This is a genomic window from Devosia riboflavina (assembly GCF_000743575.1).
GTDB classification, from domain to species: domain Bacteria; phylum Pseudomonadota; class Alphaproteobacteria; order Rhizobiales; family Devosiaceae; genus Devosia; species Devosia riboflavina.
This window is the reverse complement of sequence record NZ_JQGC01000030.1, coordinates 68,334-89,151: the sequence shown is the minus strand read 5'-3', so window position 1 is coordinate 89,151 and position 20,818 is coordinate 68,334. Positions and strand designations below refer to the sequence as shown.

The 20,818-nt window shown below is 61.7% G+C and carries 21 protein-coding genes; 11 read left to right on the top strand and 10 right to left on the bottom strand.

Going from position 1 to position 20,818, the window contains the following annotated elements; all coding sequences use genetic code 11:
• Positions 1–324 precede the first annotated feature (324 nt).
• The 5 genes from JP75_RS26670 to JP75_RS22085 form a co-directional block, all read right to left on the bottom strand.
• Positions 325–486, bottom strand: a complete 162-nt coding sequence (locus JP75_RS26670) for a hypothetical protein (RefSeq protein WP_160194759.1) — start codon at positions 484–486, stop codon at positions 325–327.
• Positions 483–1,769: an acetyl-CoA C-acetyltransferase gene (locus tag JP75_RS22100; RefSeq protein ID WP_035086978.1), complete on the bottom strand. Its 1,287-nt coding sequence runs from the start codon at positions 1,767–1,769 to the stop codon at positions 483–485. The genes JP75_RS26670 and JP75_RS22100 overlap by 4 nt, the downstream gene beginning before the upstream one ends.
• Positions 1,770–1,783: 14 nt before the next feature.
• Positions 1,784–3,745 carry a 3-hydroxyacyl-CoA dehydrogenase NAD-binding domain-containing protein gene (locus tag JP75_RS22095; RefSeq protein WP_035086977.1) on the bottom strand — a complete coding sequence of 654 codons (1,962 nt, stop codon included), beginning with the start codon at positions 3,743–3,745 and terminating at the stop codon, positions 1,784–1,786.
• Between the two features lie 39 nt (positions 3,746–3,784).
• Positions 3,785–6,250, bottom strand: a complete 2,466-nt coding sequence (locus JP75_RS22090; protein ID WP_035087020.1) for an acyl-CoA dehydrogenase — start codon at positions 6,248–6,250, stop codon at positions 3,785–3,787.
• A 233-nt stretch (positions 6,251–6,483) separates the two neighbouring features.
• Positions 6,484–7,425, bottom strand: a complete 942-nt coding sequence (locus tag JP75_RS22085; RefSeq protein WP_035086976.1) for a GlxA family transcriptional regulator — start codon at positions 7,423–7,425, stop codon at positions 6,484–6,486.
• Positions 7,426–7,557: 132 nt separating this feature from the next.
• Between JP75_RS22085 and JP75_RS22080 the strand changes: the two genes are divergently transcribed.
• The gene (locus JP75_RS22080; RefSeq protein WP_035086975.1) at positions 7,558–8,361 is read left to right on the top strand and encodes an alpha/beta hydrolase; all 804 of its coding nucleotides are present in this window, start codon (positions 7,558–7,560) and stop codon (positions 8,359–8,361) included.
• A gap of 60 nt (positions 8,362–8,421) precedes the next feature.
• On the opposite strand, the gene JP75_RS22075 is transcribed toward JP75_RS22080, so the two are convergent.
• Positions 8,422–8,715, bottom strand: a complete 294-nt coding sequence (locus tag JP75_RS22075) for a DUF1905 domain-containing protein (RefSeq protein ID WP_035086974.1) — start codon at positions 8,713–8,715, stop codon at positions 8,422–8,424.
• Between the two features lie 160 nt (positions 8,716–8,875).
• Between JP75_RS22075 and JP75_RS22070 the strand changes: the two genes are divergently transcribed.
• From JP75_RS22070 to JP75_RS22060, 3 genes are read left to right on the top strand one after another with little or no spacing between them, the layout of a single operon-like run.
• Entirely contained in the window at positions 8,876–10,591 is a 1,716-nt protein-coding gene (locus JP75_RS22070) for a long-chain-fatty-acid--CoA ligase (protein WP_035086973.1), read from the top strand.
• Positions 10,588–10,998 carry a MerR family transcriptional regulator gene (locus tag JP75_RS22065; RefSeq protein ID WP_244446387.1) on the top strand — a complete coding sequence of 137 codons (411 nt, stop codon included), beginning with the start codon at positions 10,588–10,590 and terminating at the stop codon, positions 10,996–10,998. Before JP75_RS22070 ends, JP75_RS22065 begins: the two co-directional genes overlap by 4 nt.
• A 3-nt stretch (positions 10,999–11,001) precedes the next feature.
• Positions 11,002–11,535: a hypothetical protein gene (locus tag JP75_RS22060; RefSeq protein ID WP_035086972.1), complete on the top strand. Its 534-nt coding sequence runs from the start codon at positions 11,002–11,004 to the stop codon at positions 11,533–11,535.
• On the opposite strand, the gene JP75_RS22055 is transcribed toward JP75_RS22060, so the two are convergent.
• Together JP75_RS22055 and JP75_RS22050 are read right to left on the bottom strand one after the other, a co-directional pair.
• Positions 11,532–13,103 (bottom strand): cisplatin damage response ATP-dependent DNA ligase, encoded by a 1,572-nt coding sequence (locus JP75_RS22055; protein ID WP_035086971.1) that lies wholly within the window; start codon positions 13,101–13,103, stop codon positions 11,532–11,534. The two genes, JP75_RS22060 and JP75_RS22055, sit on opposite strands and share 4 nt — an antisense overlap.
• Positions 13,100–14,104, bottom strand: a complete 1,005-nt coding sequence (locus JP75_RS22050; RefSeq protein WP_035086970.1) for a ligase-associated DNA damage response exonuclease — start codon at positions 14,102–14,104, stop codon at positions 13,100–13,102. Before JP75_RS22050 ends, JP75_RS22055 begins: the two co-directional genes overlap by 4 nt.
• Positions 14,105–14,290: 186 nt before the next feature.
• Between JP75_RS22050 and JP75_RS22045 the strand changes: the two genes are divergently transcribed.
• Both JP75_RS22045 and JP75_RS22040 read left to right on the top strand, forming a co-directional pair.
• On the top strand, positions 14,291–14,596 hold the full coding sequence (locus JP75_RS22045; RefSeq protein ID WP_051961156.1) for a hypothetical protein: 306 nt from the start codon (positions 14,291–14,293) through the stop codon (positions 14,594–14,596).
• Positions 14,597–14,659: 63 nt separating this feature from the next.
• A complete protein-coding gene (locus tag JP75_RS22040) occupies positions 14,660–15,673 on the top strand; it encodes an alpha/beta hydrolase (protein ID WP_035086969.1) in 1,014 nt (337 codons plus the stop codon).
• Between the two features lie 18 nt (positions 15,674–15,691).
• On the opposite strand, the gene JP75_RS22035 is transcribed toward JP75_RS22040, so the two are convergent.
• Positions 15,692–15,904 carry a SlyX family protein gene (locus JP75_RS22035; RefSeq protein ID WP_035086968.1) on the bottom strand — a complete coding sequence of 71 codons (213 nt, stop codon included), beginning with the start codon at positions 15,902–15,904 and terminating at the stop codon, positions 15,692–15,694.
• Between the two features lie 149 nt (positions 15,905–16,053).
• Between JP75_RS22035 and JP75_RS22030 the strand changes: the two genes are divergently transcribed.
• The 4 genes from JP75_RS22030 (at position 16,054) to JP75_RS22015 (ending at position 19,419) form a co-directional block, all read left to right on the top strand.
• Positions 16,054–16,602 carry a tryptophan-rich sensory protein gene (locus JP75_RS22030; protein ID WP_035086967.1) on the top strand — a complete coding sequence of 183 codons (549 nt, stop codon included), beginning with the start codon at positions 16,054–16,056 and terminating at the stop codon, positions 16,600–16,602.
• A gap of 82 nt (positions 16,603–16,684) precedes the next feature.
• Entirely contained in the window at positions 16,685–17,323 is a 639-nt protein-coding gene (locus JP75_RS22025; protein ID WP_035086966.1) for a DsbA family oxidoreductase, read from the top strand.
• Positions 17,324–17,373: 50 nt separating this feature from the next.
• Complete coding sequence (locus tag JP75_RS22020; RefSeq protein WP_051961152.1) at positions 17,374–18,186, top strand: alpha/beta hydrolase; 813 nt, start codon at positions 17,374–17,376, stop codon at positions 18,184–18,186.
• Positions 18,187–18,204: 18 nt separating this feature from the next.
• Positions 18,205–19,419 carry a multidrug effflux MFS transporter gene (locus JP75_RS22015; protein ID WP_035086965.1) on the top strand — a complete coding sequence of 405 codons (1,215 nt, stop codon included), beginning with the start codon at positions 18,205–18,207 and terminating at the stop codon, positions 19,417–19,419.
• A gap of 182 nt (positions 19,420–19,601) precedes the next feature.
• On the opposite strand, the gene rpsU is transcribed toward JP75_RS22015, so the two are convergent.
• Positions 19,602–19,829, bottom strand: coding sequence for a 30S ribosomal protein S21 (gene rpsU, locus JP75_RS22010; protein WP_035086964.1), 228 nt, complete (start codon positions 19,827–19,829; stop codon positions 19,602–19,604).
• Between the two features lie 214 nt (positions 19,830–20,043).
• Here rpsU and JP75_RS22005 point away from each other — a divergent pair, with 214 nt between their 5' ends.
• Positions 20,044–20,736: an alpha/beta fold hydrolase gene (locus tag JP75_RS22005; RefSeq protein WP_035086963.1), complete on the top strand. Its 693-nt coding sequence runs from the start codon at positions 20,044–20,046 to the stop codon at positions 20,734–20,736.
• Positions 20,737–20,818: the final 82 nt, after the last annotated feature.

Sequence of the window (20,818 nt, the reverse complement as noted above, 5' to 3'; positions counted from 1 at the left end):
CTCGTCCCATCTCCTTGTGGAATTCTTGAGCTTGTTGACCCGCATGTTTGCCCACGCGGCTCCACCCCTTACGCAAAGGGTTTGTCCCTTCGGTCAAGATTGCTGGATGGTATCTTGCAAAAGCGTCCACTGACAAGCAAAACATTGACCTAAGCGTAAACGTGCGTCTTTTTGTTAACATCTCGGAAGCGATAGCAAGGCTTTTCACTTCACAATTGTTTGGCAGCAGCACTTTCCGCAAACCTGCCGGAAGACGAAAAGGCACCGCTGCGTGGGGCGCAGCAGTGCCTTTGAACTTTCCGTGGGGCGAATTGGCGCAGGGCGTCAGCCGATAAGGCCGGCCTGCTGGACGAAATAGATAACCAGCGCCAAAGCCAAAAGCACAGCAAAGGGCAGCCAGTTCGGCATGGGGCCTCGGGGCGGCCGAACCTTTGGCGGTTCGGGCTGCTTTTCGGGCCGGCGGAATTTTACGACATTGTCACTCATGCCGCGCTTTCTACCAGCGCCGCGACGCCCATGCCACCCGCCGTGCACACCGAAATCAACGCTCTTTTGTTTGACTGCTCAGACAAGAGCTTTGCCGTAACGCCGAGAATGCGCGCACCGGTCGCCGCGAAGGGATGGCCATAGGCAAGGCTCGATCCCTTCACATTGATTTTTGCAGGGTCGATTTCGCCCAGAACCGCATCGCGACCGAGCACGTCCTTGCAGTAAGTCGGGTCTTTCCATGCCTTGAGCGTACACAGAACCTGCGCCGCAAAAGCCTCGTGCAGCTCAAAATAGTCGATATCGGCAAAGCCGAGGCCGGCGCGCTGAAGCATTTCAGACACCGCAATTGTCGGCGCCATAAGAAGGCCCTCGCCATGCGCAAAATCATTGCCGGCAACGCGGCCCACGGTCAAATAGGCCAGGATCGGCAGCCCACGCGCCTTGGCCCATTCTTCGCTCGCCAGCAGCACGCTCGAAGCGCCATCCGTCAGCGGCGTCGAATTGCCGGCCGTCAAAGTGCCATGGCCCGAAGACTTGTCGAAGGCCGGCTTCAGCGTCGACATCTTGTCGAGGTTGCTGTCAGCCCGAACATTGTTGTCGCGCACGAGACCCGCACACTGGACGAGCAGGTCATCATGGAACCCCTCGTCATAGGCCTTTGCCGCATTCTGATGACTAGCCACCGCCAATTCATCCTGCGCCCTTCGCGAAATACCCCATTCGCGGGCCATCAATTCGCAATGCTGCCCCATGGACATGCCGGTGCGCGGCTCATTGACCGAAGGCGCCACCGGCGTCAATTCGCCAAAGGAAAAGCCCTTGGTGAACGCCTTGAATTTCTGGCCACCGGTCTTCGCCGCATTGGCCGCCAGCAGCCGATGCTGGAATTTCGAGCCAAAAACGATGGGGCTATCCGAAACCGTATCGGAGCCTGCGGCAATACCGCTGTCGATCTGACCCGAGGCAATCTTGCCCGCCAGCACCAGTGCGGCCTGCAGGCTCGTGCCGCAGGCGATCTGCAGCGTCGTACCCGGCGTGCGTGGCGAAAAACCGGCATCGAGCAGCGCTTCGCGCGCAATATTGAAATCGCGAGAGTGGTTGATCACCGCGCCGGCAATCACCTCATCCACCTTCTCACCCCTAAGCCCATACTTGTCCGCAAGACCACCCAGGGTCGTCGCGAGCATGGAAAGATTGGTTTCATCCGCATAGGCCGTGCCACCGCGGGCAAAGGGAATACGGGCCGAGCCGACAATGGCAACGCGCTTGAGTTCAGTCATTCTTTTGTTCCCCCTTAGGCCCGGCCATCGGCGCGTGCGCGCAATGGCCCGCCAAGGAATGGCGCAAAGCCCGTACCCATGATGACGCCGACATCGGCCAGATCGGCATTGGCAACGACGCCCTCGCTCAAAACCACTTCCGTCATATCGACCAGCGGCTTCACCAGCTCGCGGCCAAGCGCCACGAGATCAGCATAGGGCGGCGTCGAGCCCTTCACGGCCTTGCCGTTCTCCCACTTGTAAAAACCCTCATTGCTCTTGCGGCCCAATTTGCCCTCGGCAATCAACCGCGCAAACTTGCTGTCGCTAGGCACCGAATGACCCAATTCCGTCGCCACCGACTTGCCGACATCGAGCCCCACCGTATCCATGAGTTCGATCGGCCCCATGGGCATGCCGAAGGCCACCGCCGCCGCATCGAGCAATTCCTTGCTCTCGCCGCGCTCGACCCGTTCCACGGCGCCCAGCATATAGGGCATCAGCACACGATTGACCAAAAAGCCCGGCGCGGACTTCACCACCACCGGCGACTTGCCGATAGCCAGCGCAAAGCTCGCGCCCTTGCCGATCGCTTCATCCGAATTGAACTTCGACTTGATCACCTCAACCAGCGGCAGTTGCGCCACGGGGTTGAAGAAGTGCAGGCCAATCAACCTTCCCGGTTCCTTCAGTGCTTCGGCAATCCGCTCCAGCTCGATGGAAGAGGTATTGGTCGCAAGAATCGCGCCCGGCTTCAGCCTGCCTTCCACGCCCGAAAAGATCGACTGCTTCACCTCAAGCTTTTCGACCACCGCCTCGATGATTACATCGGCCCGCGGCACGCCATTGCCCTGCGGGTCAGCGGTCAACCGCAGCATCGCCGCATCGACCTCACGCTTTTTCTTGTAGCGCTTCTGGAACAGTTTCTTGGCCCGATCGAGCGCTGGCTGAATGCGCGCCATGTCGAGGTCCTGCAAAGTGACACTCATGCCGCGATAGGCGCACCAGGCCGCAATATCGCCGCCCATGACGCCGGCCCCAATGACATGCACCCGCGAAAACTTCGCGCCCTTGAGGCCTTGCTTCTTCAGCCCCTCGGACATGAAGAACACGCGCCGCAAATTCGTCGCCGTCGGCGAGCCCATCAGCGGCACAAAGGCATCGACCTCGCCCCGCACCATGGCCTGCCAGTCATTCCCGTGCTTTTCAAAGAGCTCGATCAGCGCATAGGGCGCCGGATAATTGACCCGATTGGCCTTCTTGCCGACCTCCTCGCGCATCTTGTTGGCGACATAGTCGCGCAGCAGTGGCCCGGCCATAGCGCGCTTCACAAAGCCTGCTGGCTGCGACTTGCGGTTCTGCAGCACCGCCTTGCGGCCTTCCCAGCGCAGCATGTCGCGATGCCGTACGAGCTTGTCGACGAGATTAAGCCCCCGCGCCGCGCCAGCCTTCAACATCTTGCCGGTCAGCATGATCTGCATGGCGTCCACGGGCCCCGCCTGGCGAATGGAACGCCCCGTACCGCCAAAGCCCGGGAAAATCCCCAGATTGACCTCGGGGAAGCCAATGCGGGTTTTGTCGTCATTGACCGCAATGCGGTAGTGGCATGCCAAAGCCAGTTCGAGCCCGCCACCAAGGCAGAACCCATGAATGCCGGCCACGAACGGGATCTTGAGATTCTCGATCCGCGCAAACAGCGCATGGGTACGCCGCAACGCCTCCGGCAGCACCGAAAAATCGCTCATCGCGTCGAATTCGCTGACGTCGGCCCCGGCAATAAACCCGCTCTCCTTGCCCGAGAGCAGCACCACACCGACCAGTTCCTTGCTATTGGCAAGGTCTTCGAACCGCGCCACAAGCGTTTCGAGTTCCATGATCGCTTCGCGGCTCAGCACATTCACCGGTCCGCCTGGTGAATTGATGGTGAGCCAGCCGATATTCTCGATATCGGTGTGAAAACTCCAGTGCTTGGTGTCGGTTGCCTGTGGGGCGATCATGCTTGCTCCTCGGTATTCCCTGTCGATCCGCCGGCTTTTTTATTCGGCTGCCGCGCGCGGCTCGGTATGCTTCAAAACATCCTTGTCGAAATCGTCGACATGCACCGCCCGTTCCGTCGCCTCGTCCGCCGCCCGCATGATGCCGGCTTCATTGTCATTGATGACCCCGGCCTTGACCGCATCAACGATGGCATCGCGATCGAGCCGCCGTTCGAACACGCCCCGGCGCGACGCTTTCACGAACCGGGCCTCGATATCCTCGGCCTCGGTCACCTTAATGAAGGCATCTTCGAGAACGCCTGTGACATCATTTGGGTCCGTCGTGACGTAAACGCCCGTGGTCAACCGATCGCGGAAGGCGCCAGGCCGCAGCACGGCACGCACGAAGCGATAATTGACCCGATCGCTGGCCCGCTTGGCATGCCGCCCGAGCGGGAAGCAGAGAATGCGCATGGCCCAGGCAAAGAAGGGATTGGGGAAGTTATCAAAGACTTCGCCAAAGCTCTTCTCGATGGACGCGATCCGGTCGGCCATGATGGCCTCAACCAGTTCCTTGTCTTCGGCAATCCGCCCCTCTTCGTCAAAGCGCTTCAGCGTCGCAGACATCAGGTAGAGGTCGCCAAGAAGGTCGGCCATGCGGCCCGAAAGCTTCTGCTTGCGCTTCAGCGCACCGCCCAGCACCACCGTGGTCCAGTCGGCCACCAGTGCAAAATCCTGCGAATAGCGATGCAGCTTTCGATACCAGCCCGCCATCGGCCCATCATTGGGCGAAGAGGCAAAAGCGCCATTGGTGAGGCCATGGAGGAAGCTCGCCACGATATTGCGCAGCATGAACGCCGTATGCCCACCAAACGCCTTGTCGAAAGCATCGATCCCGGCCTTGCGATCCCGGTTCTGCGCCGCGTCCACTTCCTTGAGCAGGTAAGGATGCGCGCGCAGCACGCCCTGCGCAAAGGTCATCAGCGTGCGCGTCAGGATATTGGCGCCTTCCACGGTGATCGCCACCGGCAGCGCCTGATAGGCACCGAAGAGATAGTTGCCCGGTCCGTCCTGAATGGCGCGGCCACCCTGGATATCGAAGGCATCGTCCATGCTGTCGCGCATGGCTTCCGTCGTCGTGTATTTCAAAAGCCCAGCGATCACAGCCGGGCGCTGGCCCTCGTCGACCATCGACGCCGTCAACCGCCGGGCCGCCTCAAAACTATAGGCACGCTTGATCATTTCGCCGAGCGGCTCGGCCACGCCTTCCATGATCCCGACCGGAATACCGAACTGCCGGCGCACGCGGGCATAGGCCGAGGTGGCGCGCAAAGTCGCCTTGATCGAGATAGAACCGATAGCCGGCAGCGAAATGGCGCGGCCCGTCGCGAGGCACTCCATCAGCATGCGCCAGCCCTGCCCGGCATATTCCGTGCCGCCGATCAGATAATCGATCGGCACGAACATCTCTTTGCCCCGCACCGGGCCATTCATGAAAGCCTGCCGCGCCGGATAGTGGCGACGGCCGATATCAAGCCCAGGATGATCGCTCGGAATGAGCGCCAGCGTGATACCGATGTCTTCCCCACGACCGAGCAGATTATCCGGATCCTTTAGGATGAAAGCCAGACCCACCAGCGTCGCAATCGGCGCGAGCGTAATATAGCGCTTGTCGAACGTCAGGTTGACGCCGAGCACTTCCTGCCCGTTCCACATGCCCTTCTGCACAATGCCGATATCGCGCATGCCGCCGGCATCCGAACCCGAATGCACCCCGGTCAGCGCAAAGCAGGGAATGTCCTGACCTGTCGCGAGGCGGTGGAGATACTTTTCCTTCTGCGCCGGTGTCCCGTATTTTTCCAAGAGTTCGCCCGGCCCGAGCGAATTGGGCACCATGACGGTGATCCCCGCCGCCACCGAGCGGCTGGCAATCTTCGACACGATCATCGACTGCGCCTGGGCGGTAAAACCGAGGCCGCCGTGCTCCTTGCCGATGAGCATGCCCAAAAAGCCTTTTTCGCGCAGGAACTGCCAAAGCTCAGGCGAAAGGTCCGCGCGATTGTGACGAATATCCCAGTCGTCGATCATCTTGCAGGCGGTTTCAGTCTCGTTGTCGAGAAAGGCCTGCTCTTCCGCCGACAGCGTCAGCGGCCGGATTTTCGTCAGCTTGTCCCAGTCCGGACGCCCCGAAAACAGTTCCGCATCCCAACCCACCGTGCCGGCATCGAGCGCTTCCTGCTCCGTGCGGCTCACCTTGGGCAGGATGGATTTGACGGCTCCGAAGATCGGCGTGATCAGCAAGGCCTTGCGCAGCGGTTCCAGGCTCAGCGCCAGCAGGATGACGCCGAGAGCAATCAGCACCCAACTGCCGAACCCAAGCCCAAATGTCGCTCCGCTCGACACGAAATTGACGCCCGACAGGAGGCCGATGCCCACCGCCGCTGCACCCCATTGCCAGAGCGGGCTTTCGCGCATGGCGAGCGTCGCAAACACCGCAACGGCAATCAAGATAAGCAATAGGGTCACTGCACTGTCCTCCTCGGACGGCGCGACACCAAGATTGGAGGCGTCGCCCGCCATGCCAAACCGCTGGACCGGTTTCCATGAAACCAGCCCTATGCCTCACGCCGGCCTAGAGCACGGCGGGGCATTTGTTGACGTCACTCTAGCAAGCTTTACGTAAACGTCAACTAAACGCCGCAAACGTCCATTCGGTTCGACGCGACGCCTCTCCCAAGACCAGCATGCGCTTGGATTCTTTAGGCGAGGTTGCCGAGCGCGGCATTGGCATTGAACCGCTCGCGATAGGCGCCGACCCCGAGCCCGGTTATGCGCTGGAACACGCGCCGAAATGCGGCTGGGTCCTTGTACCCGACGTCCCAGGCGATCTGTTCCACTGTATCCCGGCTAAACTCGAGCTTCTCGCGCGCCAGCGCCACGCGCAGGTCCTGCACATACTCGGTAGGCCTGACCCCAGTCGCCTTCTGAAACCGCCGCAAAAAGGTCCGCGTCTCCAATCCCGCCTCAGCCGACATGGCCTCCACGGACACTTCCTTCCCCGCCCGCCCTTGCAGCCAGTGCTGCACTTTCAAAATTGCTTTGTCGCCATGCGTCAGGTTGGGCGCAAAGCGCGAATAATGCCGCTGCTCGCGCCCTGCCGGATCAACCAGCAGGAATTTTGCCGTATCCGCCATCACCGTCGGCCCAAGAATGCGGTGCACCAGCCGCAGCCCCAGATCAGTCCAGGCCATCATCCCCGCCGCCGTGATGATATCGCCGTCCTCGATGAGAATATCGCCCGGCGCCAGCTGCGTTTCCGGAAACGCCGCCTTGAACGTCTCGCTATAATACCAATGCGTCGTCGCCCGCCGGCCATCGAGCAATCCGCTATGCCCAAGAATAAAGGCCCCGACGCAGACCGAGGCAATCGTCGCCCCATTCCCATGGCAATCGCGCAGCCAGGCGGCAATGTCCCGCGCCTCGTCCCTCTCCATCGGCGGCGTCAATCGCCCCGGCACGATCACATAGGCGGGTCGCTCTTCCTCCCCCATGTCCAGGGACCACTGATAGGAGCGGATGCGCACCGCGCCCCCGTGATCGGACGCATATTGATTGGCGACTGAAAAGAGATCCTCGAGCCCATGCACGGACGCCATCTGGCAATTGGGATAGAGCATCAGGGCTACATCGACGGTCTTCATGAGAACCTCGCAGCGTTTGTCACTTCTGGACCTATTAATGTCATATCCGCCAATCCCGGCAATGACGAACCCAGCCTAATCTCTCCTCATGAACGGCGAACAAGGGGTTCGCCAAACACTGAGGAGACTAAAATGACCAACACGATCGTTCTTATCCATGGCGCCTGGCTCAATGCTCGCTCCTGGGAAAAGGTGAAGGCCCGCTACGAAGCCAAGGGTTTTAATGTCATCGCCGCCGACTGGCCCTTTGATGACCGCAGCCCGGCCCAGCTCCGTGCCGCCCCCGCCAAGGAACTCGCCACCCTGAGCCAGAGCCAGATCATCGAACACTACGAAGCCATCATCCGCGCCCTGCCGGAAAAGCCGATCCTGATCGGTCACTCGCTCGGCGGTGTCTTCGTCCAGCATCTGCTGTCCCGTGGTCTTGGTGTCGCCGGCGTCGCCATCAACCCCGCTCCGACACCCGGCGTGCCGCTCGGACCCCAGGCCATCGTCTCGGCCCTGCCGGTCTTCTCTGACGTCTTCTCGTGGAAGAAGGCCAAGGTGATGAGCCGCGATTTCTTCGCCAGCCGCTTCGCCCAAACCCAGGATATCGCCGATGTCGACGCCAACTACGATCGCTACGTCGTCCCGACCCCCGGCCGCGTCTACTGGAACGGCGTCGTCAACCCGATCAAGATCGACTGGGCCAAGCAGAACCGCGCTCCGCTCCTGCTTATTGGCGGCGGCAAGGACCTGATCGCCGATGCCTCAATGACCCGCGCCATCTACAACAAGCAGCGCAAAGCCAAGACGCGCACCGATCTCCATATCTTCGAGGATCGCTCGCACTGGACACTGATGGACAAGGGTTGGGAACAGGTTGCCGACATGGCTCTCGACTGGGCCGTTGCCCAGGCTGCCGAAGGCAAGCCGCAGCTCCGCGCCGTTGCCTGAGGTTTTCAACTTCATCCAGCCAGCATACTAAGGGCCCTGCTCCGGCGGGGCCTTCTGCCGTCAGCCTGGTCCCACGACCATTTCGATCTCAAGCAGACCATTCTCGGGAATGGTGATCTTCTTGCGCACCGCGTCCTTGAGCGGCAGCAGATAGCCGCCCTCCTTGGGAAAGAGCGAGGTGCGGAACGTCACATCGCCGATCACCGCTTCGACCGGAATGACGCCCCAGCCATAGGACACCGACTTGGCCATCTCCCCGACCTTCCGCGCCACCTCATCGGGCAGCCGCGCAAAGTAGAACGGTGCCGGCCCGCGCCAATGGATGACTTCGGCTTCGAAACGAAATTCCCGCACCTTTGTCTCCCTGCCGCATTGTTCGGATCAGTGGGGAACGCCGATACCCCACGGTCAGTTGTTTGACGCTAACGTAAAGCCATGAAATAGTCTTGCTGCATGCTGGCGGAGGAAGCGACGGAAAATACCGCGCTGCCGGCATCACGAGGAGGAACAAGGCATGTCGACCGACACTCATTCGCCCGATCGCGTCCGTCCCTGGATCGCCAGCTATCCCGAGGGCATCGAGTGGCAGACCGAGATCGACACCACCCCGGTACATGAACAGGTCCTGGCCGCCTGCGCCCGCAACCCCTCCGCAGTCGCGCTCGATTTCCTTGGCGGCACCACCACTTTCGGCGACCTCGCCAAAAAGATCGTCGCCTTTGCCGGCGCCCTCCAGTCCCAATATGGCGTCAAGAAGGGCAGCCGCGTCGCACTCATGCTGCCCAATACGCCCTTTTACCCGATTGCTTATTATGGCGTGCTCCGGGCCGGCGGCACGGTGGTCAATTGCAACCCGCTCTACACCGTCCCGGAACTCAGCCACATCACCAAGAATGCCGGCGCCGACATTCTGATCACGCTCGATCTCAAACAGATTTTTGAAAAAGCCGAGGCCCTGCTTGCGGCCGGCCATGTCAAATCCCTGGTCGTCTGCCACTTCCCCGACGCCCTGCCACTGGCCAAAAAGGTTCTGTTCTCGCTCTTCAAGCGCAAGGACCTCTCCAACCCGTCCCGCTCCGTGCATGCCGGAAAAATCCGCGCCTTCGATGAGCTGATTGCGGCAAAGGAAACCCCGAGCGCCGTCCATATCGATGCGAAAACCGACATTGCCGTGCAGCAATATACCGGCGGCACCACCGGCATCCCCAAGGGTGCGCTGCTCACCCATGCCAATATCGCGGCCAATATGAGCCAGATCGACAAATGGGGCTGCGGGCTGTTCTACCCGCCCTCCAAGGTGGTCGCCGTCCTACCCTTCTTCCACATCTTCGCCATGACCGTCTGCATGAACGTGCCGCTCTGCAACGGCACGCAGGTGGTCATGCTGCCGCGCTTCGAATTGAAGGCGCTGCTCGACCTGCTCCTCCGCACCAAGGCAAACGTCCTGCCCGCAGTGCCGACGCTCCTCAACGCCATTGCCCGTGCCGACACGGCGACATCAGAACACCTCGCAAGCCTCGAAGTCGCCATCTCCGGCGGCGCAGCCCTGCCCGACGAAGTGCGCCACGCCTTCGCCAAAAAATCGAAGGCCATTCTCGCCGAAGGCTACGGCCTCACCGAAGCTTCACCCGTTGTCTGCTGCGCTGCGCTCCGCGTCGCGTCAAAACCCATGTCCATCGGCCTGCCCCTTCCCGGCACTGATATCCGCTTCGTCGATGTCGACAAGCACAAGGAAGTCGGCATCGGGGAAAACGGCGAATTGCAGGTTAGGGGGGCCCAGGTGATGTCGGGCTACTACAACAATCCCGAAGCGACCGAGGAGGCTTTTGACGATGGCTGGCTGCGCACCGGCGACGTCGGCCATGTCGATGAAGACGGCTATGTCTTCCTCGTCGACCGTATCAAGGACCTGATCATCTGTTCCGGCTTCAACGTCTATCCGCGCACCATCGAGGAAGCGCTGATGGCCCATGAGGCCGTCGAGGAAACCAATGTCATCGGCGTGCCCGACGACTACCGCGGCGAAGCCCCCGTCGCCTATGTAAAACTCCGCGAAGGCAAGACTGTCAGCGAAGCGGACCTGAAGCACTTCCTTGCCGAAAAGCTCAACAAGATCGAGATGCCCAAGGAAATCATCTTCAAGGACGCGCTCCCAAAGACGCTGATCGGCAAGCTCTCCAAGAAAGAGCTGCGCGAAGAATATGCCCAGAAGAAAGCCCAGAAGCAGTGACTTCCTCCGACGCCGATAGCCCGGCCATTTCCGATGGCCCGGATCTCTATTCCATCGCCGATCTCGCCCGCGAATTCGGCATTTCGACCAGGGCCATTCGTTTTTACGAAAGCAAGGGCCTGATCGCGCCCGAGCGGCTGGGCGCCACCCGCGTCTTCCGCCGCCGCGATCGCGCCCGGCTGATCCTGATCCTCCGCGGCAAGCGGCTCGGCTTTTCGCTGCGCGATATCTCCGACTATCTCGCGCTCTATGACGCCGACCGCGGCCAACAGGTAAACTTGCTCGCCGAAAAAGTGGACGAGCGTTTAGAATTGCTTGAACAACAATTGGCTGACCTGCAAACCACGATTGCCGAACTGCAAGAAATCCGCAAACTTGCCCGGACACGAGTCTCCCCTGCGAGTTAGGCCATGTCAGAATTGTTCGCGTCCCTGACAGACGGTACCGGCCATCCCAATCGCTGGCCCTGCGCCATGCTGGTCTGCAGCCAGACCGAAGCCCGCCGCACTGGCCTGGAATGGGCCCCGAGCCACATCATTTCCATCTATGGCCCGGAAAGCCGCTATCTCGGCCTGCCTGACTTCGATCAGACAAAACAGCTTCACGCCCGCTTCGAAGACGTCGCCGATCCCGCGGCTACGGGCGCCCCCACCCGCGCCCATATCGACGAGATCATGACCTTCGTCGATGGCCTCCCCAAGGACGCGCGCCTGATGATCCACTGCCTCCAAGGCAGCACCAGAGGCGCCGCCACCGCCCTCGGCATTCTTTCGCGCTATCTACCCGCCGACAAAGCCGGCCAGGCCATCTTCAAGACTTTCCCCAATGTTGCCCCGAGCCCCCTCGTCATCGCCCTCTGGGACAAGGCCCTTGGCCTCGACGGCAAGCTGATCAAGGCCGGTCGCAAATTCCCCACCTCGGGACTAAGACGCGCCGTGGCCTAGGTGGCGCCGACAAACGCATCCATATCCTCGAGCCGCGCCGCTTCCTGCGCTGGCTTATCCCAGCGTATCCGGTTGATCCGCGGAAAGCGCAGTGCCACCCCCGACTTATGGCGTCCGCTCTTTTGCGCCGAGTCAAACGCGACCTCGAACACCAGCTCCTTCTTCACTTCCCGTACCGGCCCAAAACTGCCCGTCGTATTGGCGCGTATCCACTTGTCGAGTTGCTTCAACTCCTCATCGGTAAAACCGAAATAGGCCTTTCCGATCGGCACGATCTCGTTCCCCTTCCAGACCCCAAACGTGTAGTCCGAATAATAGGAACTGCGTTTGCCGTGCCCGCGCTGCGCATACATCAGCACCGCATCGACGACATTGGGATCGCGCTTCCACTTGAACCAAAACCCCTTGGGCCGCCCCGGCACATAGGGCGCCGTACGAAGCTTAATCATCACCCCTTCATGGCCATGCTCATCGGCACCCTGCCGACGTAGCCGTCCCAAATCCTCCCAGCCGTCGAAGGGCAAAACCTCGGAAAGGTCCAACCGCGTCTGCGGATTCCTGGCAAACCACGCCTCGAGCCGCCCCCGCCGCCCTTCCCAGCCGAGCACACGAATATCCTCCTCGCCATCGAAGAGCATGTCATAGACCCGCACAAAGGCCGGCAGCTCTTGCATCTGCTTGCCCTGCGCCACTTTTCGGTTCAGCCGCTGCTGCAGGTCGTTGAAGCTGCGCGCCTCGAAATCGTGCCCGACAAGCAATTCGCCATCGAGCACGGCCCGCCCCATGACGCTCTCGACCACGTCGGGAAACGACCCGCTGATCTCGTCGCCGGTGCGCGAAAACATCGACACGCCTTGCTTCCCCATGACGAGCTGCACGCGAATCCCATCCCATTTCCACTCGGCCGAAAAATCCCTCGGATCGAGCTTTTCAAAATCCTTGTCTTCGATCGGATTGGACAGCATCAGCGGATGAAAGCGGGCCGCGTTGTCGATATCCGGCCGCCCCGCCTTGCCTTCAAGCCAGGCAAAGAGATTGGCATAGGGCGGCCTCAACCCATGCCAGACCTCTTCGATCTCTTGCAGCTCCGCCCCGCTCATTTCCGCCAGCGCAGTCTTCGCCAACCGCGCCGAAACCCCGATCCGCAGCGCCCCCGTCGCCAGCTTTACCAATGCCCAGCGTTCATGAATCGCGGCCTGACTAAGCAGCCCACCGATCACCTTCGGCAGTTCAGCCTTGCTCGTGTGATTGAGGAGATCGACCAGCGCCGAAAGCCCCGGCAACTCGCCCTCGGCCTTGTGCGGCCAGATCAGCGCAATCGTCTCGCCGAGATCGCCGACATAGTCATAAGAGAGCCGAAACAGCGTCTCGTCGACCTCGGCCAGCACCGTGTCGCGCAACAGAGCCGGCTTCACATTGCGAATATCCATCTCGCTGGTCAGCACCGCCAGTGCAATGCCCCGGTCCGGATCCGGCACCTCGGCAAAATACCGCTTCAGCGCCTCGATCTTTCGCGTCCGCGACGGCGTCAAAGCGAGCAGTTCCAGGAGGTCGGCAAAGCGCTTCACTCCCCGCCCTCCCCGCCATCGTCATCGAGCCCCGGCAGTGCCAACGGCTCCGCGTTCAGCCCCTGCTGCTTGCACCAATAGACCAGTGCATCCTCGCGCCCATGCGTCACCCACACGGTCTCCGCCCCGCTTTCGAGGATCGAGACATTGAGTTCGCCCCAGTCGCAATGATCCGAGATTACCAGCGGCAATTCCACCAGCGCCTGTCTTGCGCGCTGTTTCACACTCATCCAGCCTGAGGCCTGACACACCACCGGATCGGGAAACCGCCGGCTCCAGCGATCGCGAATGGCCGAAGGCGGCGCGATCACGATCTGCCCCATCATCTCGGCCTTGCCCATGCCCGTTGCCGGCAGCAATTCGCCGATCTCCACGCCGAGCGATTGATAAAGCTCACAAAGCCTGATCATCGCCCCATGCAGATAAATAGGCCGATCCCACCCGGCATCGCGCAACAGCGCAATCACCCGCTGCGCCTTCCCCAGCGCATAGCAGCCAATGAGATGGCTCCGCTCCGGCTGCGCCGCGACCGATTTCAACAGCCGCGCGATTTCATCCCTTGGATCAGGATGCTGAAACACCGGCAGCCCAAACGTCGCCTCGGTTACGAGCAGATCGCAAGCAACCGGCTCATAAGGCTGCGCCGTCCGATCCCGCAGCCGCTTGTAGTCGCCCGTAACGACCACCCGCTGCCCCTCGGCCTCGACCAGCACCTGTGCCGATCCCAGAATATGCCCCGCCGGAAAGAACGTGATCGTCGCCCCATCCATCGTCAGCGGCTCATGAAAATCCAGCGCTTCAAACCGTCCGGCACAATCCTCGCCATAGCGCACCTTCATGATCTCGATCGTATCGGGCGTCGCGAGCACCGCCCCATGCCCCGACCGCGCATGGTCGGCATGGCCATGGGTAATGATAGCCCGCGCCTTCGGCTCGGACGGATCGATCCAGGCATCGAGTGCCGGCACATAGAGGTTGCGGTCGATAACGGGCATGTCCATCAGACTCCTCACAACGGCAAAATTGGCAACCCGGTTCAGGCGACACGGCAATTTCGGCACGGCAGCTTCTGCCGCAAGGCACCGCCGGCGCGCGCCAGCCCGCCAAATCCCCAGGAATTGCGGCCGTCCGGCACTGGCAAGCTCCTTGCATTGATTGAAACACCATCCCTCCTGTCATGGTCTGTCATGATCACGTCTTCCTACAGTCCCATCACCGCCACCAATAAGCCGCTCAGCCTGTCTTCGAGTTCGCTGACCAATCAGATCAAACCCGGCGCGGAGGAAGAATTCCTCAAGATCGCCAGCATGTCGCCGGCCGAGCGGCTGCATATGCAGATGCTCCAGAGCATGGGGCTCACCGAAGAAGATCTGGCCGCGATGGACCCAGAAGCACGCAAGGCGATCGAAGACGAGATCAGCCGTCGCATCCTCGAAGACGTGACCAACAACGCCGATGCCGAGCCCGGCTCGCTCGTCGACATGATGGCCTAAAACCTTGCCAAGCCGGACACGAACCGGCAAACCGGGGGCCAGGCCAATATTTGGGAGCACGCCATGCGCCGCACGACCCACGCCCCCGGCACCGTCCATCGCCTCGCCATCGAGAGCAAGGCCCTAGCCGGCAATCGCCTCGGCGATCCGACCGAGCGCCTTGTCGATGTCTACATTCCCGCCGGTCACACCGGCACCGGCCTGCCGCTCCTCGTCGATCTTGTCGGCTACACCGCTGGCGGCCCCGCCCATACCGCCTGGAAGAATTTTGGCGAAAACGTCCCCGAGCGTCTCGATCGCCTGATTGGCGACAACAAGATGCCGCCCGTCGTCGTCGCCTTCCCCGATTGCTTCTCCCGCCTCGGCGGCAATCAATATGTGAACAGCCCCGTTCTCGGGAATTACGAAGATTTCCTCATCGGCGAAATGGCGCCCTTCGTCGAAGAAAAATTCTCCTGCGGCGGTACCCGCCGTCGCGGCGTCTTCGGCAAATCCTCGGGCGGTTTCGGCTCGCTGGTCCATGCCATGCTGCATGCCGATTTCTGGGCCGCCGCCGCCAGCCATTCGGGCGATGCGGGCTTTGAAAACCTCTATATCCCCGAATTCCCCAACAGCCTGCGCGCGCTGGCAAAATCCGACAATTCCATCGAAACCTGGATGCGGGCTTTTGAAGCCAAGCAGAAGATCGACGGCAAGGACACACTCCTCCTCATGATCCTCGCCCAGGCCGCCAGCTTCGACCCCGATCCGGAACCAAGCACCTTCCTTGGCCTCCGCCTACCGGTCACCCTGGATACCTGCGAACTCATCGAAGAGCGCTGGGCCAACTGGCTCAAATGGGACCCCGCTCGCATGATCGAAACCCACGCGGAATCAATCACCAAACTGAAGGGTTTCTACTTCGACTGCGGCACCGAGGATCAATACAACATCCTCTACGGCTCCCGCCGCATCCACCGCACCCTCGAACAGCGCGGCATTCCCCACCGCTACGAGGAGTTCCCCGACAACCATTCCAGCGTCGATTACCGCATGGACATCAGCCTGCCGTTCCTGGCGGAAACACTGACGCGCTAACCGGCGGCCGCTGACTGGTCAGTAATGCGGCGGCGGCTTTTCGCTGGATGGATCAGCGATAAAACTGCCGCTGCGCACCTGCTCTTCCATCACCTCGAGCTTGCGGCGCAATTGCTCGATCACCGTCCACTGTTCGGTGATGACGGCGTTGAGGTCTTCAATCGTCTGATCCTGGAAGGCGACCCGGCTTTCGAGGCGCTCAAGCCGCTCGTTTTGATCCTGATCGGCCATGTCGGTTCCCTTTCGAAAGACCGGCCCCAGATAGTCTCCGGCGCGGCCCTTCGCAAGCCATCCACACACGCGAGCGTGTTAACGTATAGGGAACCCTTCTCCGCCCCACGCCATTGACTCCCCGAAACAGGAACAGCGGGAGCCGCAAAATGGCGACCATCACAGCCCAGCAGAGCAACTTCCATTCGACCGCCCACGCCATGGATTTCGGCGCCTTGGCGCGCCCAATGCTCTCTGCCGTTCTACCGCTCGCCGCCTTTGGCGCCGTCAATTTCATGGCCGAAGCCATGGGCCTGCAGCCCTATTTCTTTTCCCCCGTCGGCCTGCCCGGCTGGGCCGGCGCCGCCATTCACCTTGTCCTCCTGTTCCTCGTCGGTCTCGCCATTGGTCTTGCCGCAAACAAGAATCGCACCGTTCTGCCTTGGGGCATCGCGCTTGTCGCCGCCATGATCGCCTTTCCTTTCCCGGCCGCGGCGCTCGATTCCCTCGCTCTGGCGCTGGTCATGACCACGGTCATGCTCCTCGCCCTCGCCACCAGCCTGCGTATCACCGCCTCTTCCCGCCTTGGCGGTTGGCTGATGGTTCCGGTCCTCGTCTGGATCGGGTTTGGTGCCGCCCTCGGCCTTGCGGTCGCTGCCGCCTGGAGCCCGCCCTTTGCTCTGATCACCGCGCAAAACCCCGCGCCTGCCGCCACCTGAGGCAAGGTTACCCGAAAGTGCCTTCTTGCAGGCCGGACGAGCCGGCTCCATGTGAGGGCAACCTCATTTACTGGAGCGCCTAATGGCTCGCACTCTCAAGATCGACGTCTTTACCGACGTCGTATGCCCATGGTGCCTCGTCGGCTCTGCCCGTCTCGACCAGGCCCTGGCCAAACTCCCCGACGACATCGACGTCGTCGTTGAAAACCACCCCTTCTATCTCGACCCCACCGTGCCGCCCGAAGGCGTCGATGTCGGCGAGATGCTGAAACAAAAATATGGCCGCGACCCCAAGGAAATGTGGGCCCGCGTCGAAGGCGAAGCCAAGAAAGCCGGCATCGATCTCGACCTGTCGCAACAGCCGCGCATGTTCAACACGGCCAAGGCGCACACCATCACCCGGCTCTCGAAGGCCAATGGCAACCAGCACGAACTGGCCAACGCCATTGCCGAGGCCTATTTCCTCGATCACCAGCAGATCAACGACGACAATACCCTCGCCGATGTCGCGGTAAAATTCGGCTGGGACCGCGGCGACGCACTCGACGCCATGAACGACGCCAACGAGCTCTCGATCACCGAACAGCTCGCCACCTCCGCCGCCCAGCAGGGCATCCGCGGCGTGCCCTTCTTCGTCTTTGGCGAGAAATACGCGCTTTCGGGCGCCCAGCCCGACGAGGTTTTTGCCCAGGCGCTCGAAAAGACGATTTCCGAACTCTGATCGCTCACGGCCTGTTATAGGCAGAGCAGCAAACTGTTCGGGAAATACCGGTGAAGCTGCTCCGAATTAGCGCCATTGCGCTTATCGCCCTGGTCCTCGTGGTCTACACGGGGGCCGTGGGCTTCATGTATTTCAGTCAGCGCGCCCTGCAATACGAGGCGACGGGCGAGATAACGTCCCTCGCCGAAACGGCCCTGCCGGATGCCGAGGAAATCGCCATTCCCGTCGACGGCGCCGTCATCAATGGCTGGTATCAGCCACCCCAGCCCGGCAAGCCGCTGATCGTCTACTACAAAGGCAATTCCGGCAGCTTTAGCGCCGAACACATCCGCTACGAGCGCTTCGTCTCGGAAGGCTTTGGTTTTCTGGCCTTCGACTATCGCGGGTTTCCGATGTCGCCGGGCACGATCAGCGAAACCGGCATTCTGGCCGACGCCATCGCCGCCTATGATTGGGCCGCAGCCAAGAATTTCCCCATCGTCATCTGGGGCCGTTCGCTCGGTACGGGTCCGGCAACCTATGTCGCGAGCGTTAGGGATGCCAAGGCGCTCCTTCTCGAAACACCCTTCCTCTCCGCCGTCACCGTCGCCGCCGAGCGCTATCCCATCCTGCCGGTGAATTGGGTCATGCTCGACCAGTTCCGCTCCAACGAATGGATCGCCGACGTCACCGAGCCCGTCATGGTCGCCCACGGCACCGCCGACCGCACGATCGGCGTCTCCAATGGCGAACGCCTCTACGCCCTTGCGCCCAATCCCGACGAACTCTGGATCGTCCCCGGTGCCGACCATTCCGATCTCTGGGATGCCGGCATCTGGGACAAGGCCAAGGCCTTTTTCACCCACGCCGGCGCCGTGAACTGACGCAACCTTTCTAGACCAATGACCGACCAAACCAGCACAGTTTCACCCGCCATGTCCGGCCGCCGCACGGCCATCATCGGCGGGCTCATGGTGGCGACCGGCCCCCTGAGCCTCACGCTTTATGCCCCGGCCCTGCCCTCCCTCGTCACCGATCTCGGCACCAATGATGCCGGCGGCAAGCTGACCCTGACCGTCTATTTCGCCGCCTTCGCGCTTGCCCAGCTCATCTGCGGCCCCCTCTCCGATCGCTTCGGCCGCCGCGCCACCGGCATCGCCTTCTTCGCCATCTATGTCCTCGGCGGTCTCGTCGCCACCTTCGCGCCAAGCCTCGAAGTGCTGCTCCTCGGACGCGTGCTGCAGGGCTTTGGCGTTTCCGCCGGCGTCGCCCTGTCACGCGCCATGGTGCGCGATCTCTTCGTCGGCCGCGAAGCCATCGGCATTCTCACCCTCATCAACTTGGTTCTGACAGTCGCCCCCGCCGTCGCCCCGACGCTGGGCAGCGTCATCATGCTCGTCGGCACCTGGCACGTCATGTTCATGGTCATGGCCGGCTTCGGCCTCGCCATCATCGCCCTCCTCGGTTTTTCCGCCCGCGAAACCCTGCCCGAAGACCGGCGCATCCCGCTAAAGCCGTCCACCATCATCGGCAATTACGGCCGCCTGCTCCGCGCCCCCGCCTTCCTCCTGCCCGCCGGCACGCTCGCCGCCGCCTTCGGTGGCTTTTACGCCTCCGCCGCGCTCTTGCCCTTCGTGCTCATCGACCAGATCGGCCTGACGCCCTTCCAGTTCGCCATGGCCATGCTGATCCAGACCGGTTCCTTCATCACCGGCAATATCGTCGCCGCGCGCCTCTCAAAGCATCTCGATGGCTGGCAGCTCGTCGCCATCGGCCTCGTGCTCATCGCCCTCGCCGGCCTCGGCTACGCGATGGGTCCACGCCTCTGGCCGAACGAGGTCATGGCCGTAATGATCCCCGTCGGCTTCTGGATGCTCTCGCTCGCCTGCCTCAGCCCCAGCGCCACAGCGGCGGCCATGTCCGGCTTCGGCGAAATCGCCGGCTCGGCCGGTGCGCTCACCGGCTTCTTCCAGATGGGCGGCGGCTTTTTGGCATCGCTCGCCGGCACAATCTTCTTCCCCGAAGCGCGCACCGCGCTCGTAACCCTTATGCCCGGCCTCGCGGCGCTAGCGATTGTGCTAGCAGTCACAGACCTACGACGCGTGCGGAAGGCATAGACACCTAACCACCACCGGCTGTCATCCCGGCGTAGGCCGGGACCCATCTTGAGATTTGGGGATGGGCCCCGGCCTACGCCGGGGTGACAATTGAGTTCGTGAAGGCGGAAGACGCCCTTCCAAAACCAAAAAAACGCCGCCCCGAAGGGCGGCGTTTTCAAATTTCCTAGACTACGCGCTGACTAGCTGCGCGGCGCCGGAGCGGCGATCAAGCCTTCGCGCTGTGCGCGCTTGCGGGCCAGCTTGCGGGCGCGACGAACGGCCTCGGCCTTCTGGCGAGCCTTCTTTTCAGAGGGCTTTTCGTAGTAATTGCGCAGCTTCATTTCGCGGAAGACGCCTTCGCGCTGCAGCTTCTTCTTCAGGGCGCGCAGCGCCTGGTCTACATTGTTATCGCGAACGACTACTTGCAAAGGTCAACTGCCCCTTCAAAGCTTTGGCAAATTGTTTGGATAGGAGCGAAACAGCCATAACAACCACTTCGCCGACCAGCCGAGCCGGTCACCGTGGCGCGCTATATAGCTCGCCTCTCAGGACTTGTCCACATGGGAGTCAGGAAATTCGGCGTATTGCCTGATTTTCCGAAGCCGTCTACCGCTTCTTTGCTGCTCTCAAGAGGTTGGCGCCGTGTACACACCCATCGTCCTCCTGCCTGGCCTGCTTTGCGATGCGCGTTTGTGGCGCGATGTCGTCCTGCCGCTGCGCGACACCGTCGCGCCCATGGTTGCCGATCTCACGCTCGATGATTCCGTCGCCGGCATGGCCAGCCGGACGCTGGCAGCAGCCCCGCCAAAATTCGCCTTGGCCGGCCTTTCCATGGGGGGCTATGTCGCGCTCGAAATCATGCGCCAGGCGCCCGATCGTGTCACCCATCTGGCGCTTCTCGATACCTCCGCCCGCCCCGACACCGACGAGCGCCGCGAAGCCCGCAGAAAAGGCATCGAGAACGTCAAACTCGGCAAATTCATCGGCGTCTCGCGCAGCCTGCTCCCGAGCCTCGTCGCCAAGCGCAATCTCAACACGCCGCTCGCCGAAGAAGTGCAGGCCATGGCCGAGCGCCTGGGCCAGGACGCCTATATCCGCCAGCAGCAGGCCATTCTCGGTCGCCCAGATTCCCGTCCCGACCTCGCGGGTGTCAAGGTCCCGACCCTGATCGGCGTCGGTACTGAAGACGTCCTGACGCCCATGGAGCTGGCCGAGGAAATGGCCGCAACCGTCCCCCATGCCGACATCGTCCGCTTCGCTAGGAGTGCCCACCTGCCGACCATGGAAAACCCCAAGGCCGTCGCCGACGCCTTTGGGAATTGGCTCGCTCGGTAGCGCTCGCACCAGCGGCCTGTAGCTCTCGCCCCCATCAAGGGGAGGGAGGCGCTTGCCTAGATGAAACGGCCCTTTCGTCTCC